Raw genomic sequence first — 4,043 nt, forward strand, 5'->3', positions numbered from 1 at the left:
CACCCGGCCCGGCGGCTCCGTCGTCCCCGCCGCCGTCGATGCTGGTCAGCCGGCGGCCTGCGGTTCCTCCGGTCAGCGCTGCCTCGCGCCTGCGTTCCACCGGCGGCCTCCTGTTCGGCGATGTCGTGTCGTCGTACCCGCCGGCCCCGGCCGGCGCGCGTACGACCGCGCCCCTCCTCGCCCGTGGCCGGGCGTGCTCCCCGCACGGAGCAGCCCGCGTTCCGGCGGTCCGACGGCGGGTCAGCCGCGCAGGACGACCAGGTCGTCGCGGTGGACGACCTCCCGCTCGTAGGCGGCGCCGAACTCCTGGGCCAGGTCCCGGGTGGACCGGCCGAGCAGGCGGGGCAACTCCCTCGCATCAAAGTTGACCAGTCCGCGCGCGACGATGTGGCCGTTTTCGGCAAGAAGGTCCACCGGATCGCCCGCAGCGAACTCGCCGTCGACCTTGGTGACCCCGGCGGGCAGCAGCGAGGCGCCGCCGGAGACGACGGCCGTGACGGCGCCGGCGTCCAGGTGCAGGGCGCCGCGCGGGCTGCTGGCGTGGGCGAGCCAGAGCATCCGGTCGGAGGAGCGGCTGCCGGTGCGCAGGAACAGGGTGCCGGTGGGCCGGCCGGCGAGCGCGTCGGCGGCGTGGCTGGCGGCGGTGAGGACGACGGGGATGCCGGCGCCGGTGGCGATCCGGGCGGCCTCGACCTTGGTGACCATGCCGCCGGTGCCGACCCCGGCCTTGCCGGCGCTGCCGATCTCGATGCCGTCGAGGTCGTCCGGCCCCGCGACCTGGGCGATCCGGCTGGTGCCGGGGCGGGACGGGTCGCCGTCGTAGAGGCCGTCGACGTCGGAGAGCAGGACGAGCAGGTCGGCGCGGACCAGGTGGGCGACCAGGGCGGCCAGCCGGTCGTTGTCACCGAACTTGATTTCGGCGGTGGCGACGGTGTCGTTCTCGTTGACGACGGGCATCGCGCCCATCGCGAGCAGCTGGTCCAGGGTGCGGTAGGCGTTGCGGTAGTGGGCGCGCCGGCTGGCGTCCTCGGCGGTGAGCAGGACCTGGCCGACGCGCAGGCCGTAGCGGGCGAAGGAGGCGGTGTAGCGGGCGATCAGCAGGCCCTGGCCGACGCTGGCGGCGGCCTGCTGGCGGGCGAGGTCCTTGGGCCGCTTCTCCAGGCCGAGCGGGGAGAGGCCGGCGGCGATGGCGCCGGAGGAGACGAGCACGATCTCGGGGGCGCCGGGGCGGGTGCGGACCTTGGCGAGCGCGTCGACGAGGGCGTCGACCCGGTCGGCGTCGATGCCGCCGGCGGCCGTGGTGAGTGAGGAGGAGCCGACCTTGACGACGATGCGCCGCGCGGTCAGCACCTCCGCCCGCAGTTCGTCCTCGCTCATCTCGGGTTTCACCCTTCCGGTGTGGCGCGCTGGCGGCGGGTCCGGGGCCCGGCCGCATCCCCCCGCAATCTACGCGATCGGCGCACCCGGACCGCACCCCGTTCCAGCCGCCGGACAGCACCGGCGGCGCCTTTCGCGTTCCCGGCGCCGCGTCAACGACGAAGCCCCCGGCACCCGTTGACAGGGTGGCGGGGGCTTTCCGGGCCGGCGGCCGGACTCGGTGTCAGTCCTCGTCGTCGCCCTCGATGGCGGACTGGCGGCCACCGGAGAGCGCCTCGAAGGCGAGGTACTCGGCCTCGGCGGCGTCCCGGCCCTTCTGCTTCTCGCGGCGGCGGTCGACGGCCGGGCGCGGGCTCTCGAAGCGGTGGTCCTCACCGCGGCGGCCGAGCATCTCGGCACCGGCGGCCATGGTCGGCTCCCAGTCGAAGACGACGGCGTTCTCGTCGGGGCCGATGATGACGGTGTCGCCCTCGTGCGCGCCGATCTTCCACAGCTCCTGCTCGACGCCGAGGCGGGCCAGCCGGTCGGCGAGGTAGCCGACGGCCTCGTCGTTCGAGAAGTCGGTCTGCCGCACCCAGCGCTCGGGCTTGCCGCCGCGGATGCGGTAGGCGCCGTCCTCCTCGGTGATGGTGAAGCCGGCGTCGTCGACGGCGGTGGGCCGCAGCACGATCCGGGTGGACTCCTCGACCGGCTTGGCGGCGCGGGCCTCGGCGACGATCTGCGCCAGGGCGAAGTTCAGTTCGCGCAGGCCCTTGCGGGAGGCGGCGGACACCTCGAAGACGCGGTGGCCGCGCTCCTCCAGGGAGGCGCGGGTGAGGTCGGCGATGTCCTGGCCGTCCGGCACGTCGATCTTGTTGAGGGCGACCAGCCGCGGGCGGTCGTCGAGGCCGCCGTACTGGGCGAGTTCGGCCTCGATGGTCTCCAGGTCGGTCAGCGGGTCGCGGCCGGGCTCCAGGGTGGCGCAGTCCAGGACGTGCACGAGGACGGAGCAGCGCTCGACGTGCCGCAGGAACTCCAGGCCGAGGCCCCTGCCCTGGCTGGCGCCGGGGATCAGGCCGGGGACGTCGGCGATGGTGTAGACGGTGTCGCCGGCGGTGACCACGCCGAGGTTGGGGATCAGGGTGGTGAACGGGTAGTCGGCGATCTTCGGCTTGGCGGCGGAGAGCACGGAGATCAGCGAGGACTTGCCGGCGCTCGGGTAGCCGACGAGGGCGACGTCGGCGACGGACTTGAGCTCCATCACGATGTCGCGGGCGTCGCCGGGCTCGCCGAGCAGCGCGAAGCCGGGGGCCTTGCGGCGGGCGGAGGCGAGCGCGGCGTTGCCGAGGCCGCCGCGGCCGCCCTGGGCGGCGACGAAGGTGGTGCCGTGGCCGACGAGGTCGGCGAGCACGTTGCCCTGCTTGTCGAGGACGACGGTGCCGTCCGGCACGGCGAGGACGAGGTCCTGGCCGTCGGCGCCGGTGCGGTGGCCGCCGGCGCCGGGCTTGCCGTTGGTGGCCTTGCGCTTGGGCGAGTGGTGGTACTCGAGCAGGGTGGTGACCTGCGCGTCGACGGTGAGGATGACGCTGCCGCCCTCACCGCCGTTGCCGCCGTCCGGGCCGCCGAGCGGCTTGAACTTCTCGCGGTGCACGGAGGCGCAGCCGTGGCCCCCGCTGCCCGCGGCGACGTGGAGCTCGACGCGGTCCACGAAGGTGGTCATGGAAGTGCCTCCGATACGAAGAAAATGGTTCTGCCTGCGGTAAAGCGCGAAGGGTGGACCGGAACATTCCGGCCCACCCTTCAGTGTGAGTCAGGTGTGACTCAGGCCTCGACGGCCACGACGTTGACGACCTTGCGGCCGCGGCGGGTGCCGAACTGCACCGCACCGGCGGTCAGCGCGAACAGGGTGTCGTCGCCACCGCGACCGACGCCCGCACCCGGGTGGAAGTGGGTGCCGCGCTGGCGGACGAGGATCTCGCCGGCGGAGACAACCTGGCCGCCGAAGCGCTTGACGCCGAGGCGCTGGGCGTTCGAGTCACGGCCGTTACGGGTAGAGCTTGCGCCCTTCTTGTGTGCCATCTCGCTATCCCCTTACTTGCTGACGGAGTCGATGCTCGTGATCCGCACAGCGGTGTGCTGCTGGCGGTGACCCTGGCGACGACGGTAGCCGGTCTTGTTCTTGTAGCGCAGGATGACGATCTTGTCGCCCTTGGTCTGGTCGACCACCTCGGCGTGAGCCTTCACGCCGGCCAGCACCCACGGGTCGGAGGTGACGGCTTCACCGTCGACGACCAGGATGGTGGAGAGCTCCACCGAGTCACCCGGCTTGGCCTCGATACGGTCGATCTCCAGCACGTCGCCGACGGCGACCTTGTGCTGGCGGCCGCCTGCGCGAACGATCGCGTACATGCGGTACCCACTTTCCTAACTCGGTCGGAGCTCACGATGCCAGCCACCTGGGTACGGACACAGGGGACCTCTCCGGTAGGACTCTTTCGAGGCCTGGGAGGTGATGTGCTCGGGAGCATGGCGTAGACACGCCAGTGGTCAAGAATACGGACCGGCCGCCGCAGGGGCAAACCGGCCCGTACGGGCCCGGGGCGGAGGGTGTCCGCCCCGGGCCGGGCACTACTCGGCCGCCGTATCACCCTCGGCGGGCGCCGCCCTCTTTGCCCCCGCGCTGGTCC

Annotated in this window: 4 protein-coding genes; all 4 read right to left on the reverse strand. The window is 73.0% G+C overall.

Features of this window, described 5'->3' with window-relative positions; translation table 11 throughout:
• Positions 1–240: 240 nt before the first annotated feature.
• Positions 241–1,377, reverse strand: a complete 1,137-nt coding sequence (gene proB / locus ABD308_RS31035; RefSeq protein WP_344342402.1) for a glutamate 5-kinase — start codon at positions 1,375–1,377, stop codon at positions 241–243.
• Between the two features lie 223 nt (positions 1,378–1,600).
• Positions 1,601–3,076 (reverse strand): GTPase ObgE, encoded by a 1,476-nt coding sequence (gene obgE / locus ABD308_RS31040; protein ID WP_344342404.1) that lies wholly within the window; start codon positions 3,074–3,076, stop codon positions 1,601–1,603.
• Positions 3,077–3,177: 101 nt separating this feature from the next.
• A complete protein-coding gene (rpmA, locus tag ABD308_RS31045; protein ID WP_344342406.1) occupies positions 3,178–3,435 on the reverse strand; it encodes a 50S ribosomal protein L27 in 258 nt (85 codons plus the stop codon).
• A 12-nt stretch (positions 3,436–3,447) separates the two neighbouring features.
• Complete coding sequence (gene rplU, locus ABD308_RS31050) at positions 3,448–3,765, reverse strand: 50S ribosomal protein L21 (protein WP_030397424.1); 318 nt, start codon at positions 3,763–3,765, stop codon at positions 3,448–3,450.
• Positions 3,766–4,043 lie beyond the last annotated feature (278 nt).

It is taken from the genome of Kitasatospora putterlickiae, assembly GCF_039527695.1.
In the GTDB taxonomy this organism is placed as follows: Bacteria; Actinomycetota; Actinomycetes; order Streptomycetales; family Streptomycetaceae; genus Kitasatospora; species Kitasatospora putterlickiae.

Bases quoted from the DNA above. Each gene is read 5' to 3' on its own strand.
- proB (WP_344342402.1), bottom strand. From the start codon at position 1,377: ATGAGCGAGGACGAACTGCGGGCGGAGGTGCTGACCGCGCGGCGCATC.
- obgE (WP_344342404.1), bottom strand. From the start codon at position 3,076: ATGACCACCTTCGTGGACCGCGTCGAGCTCCACGTCGCCGCGGGCAGC.
- rpmA (WP_344342406.1), bottom strand. From the start codon at position 3,435: ATGGCACACAAGAAGGGCGCAAGCTCTACCCGTAACGGCCGTGACTCG.
- rplU (WP_030397424.1), bottom strand. From the start codon at position 3,765: ATGTACGCGATCGTTCGCGCAGGCGGCCGCCAGCACAAGGTCGCCGTC.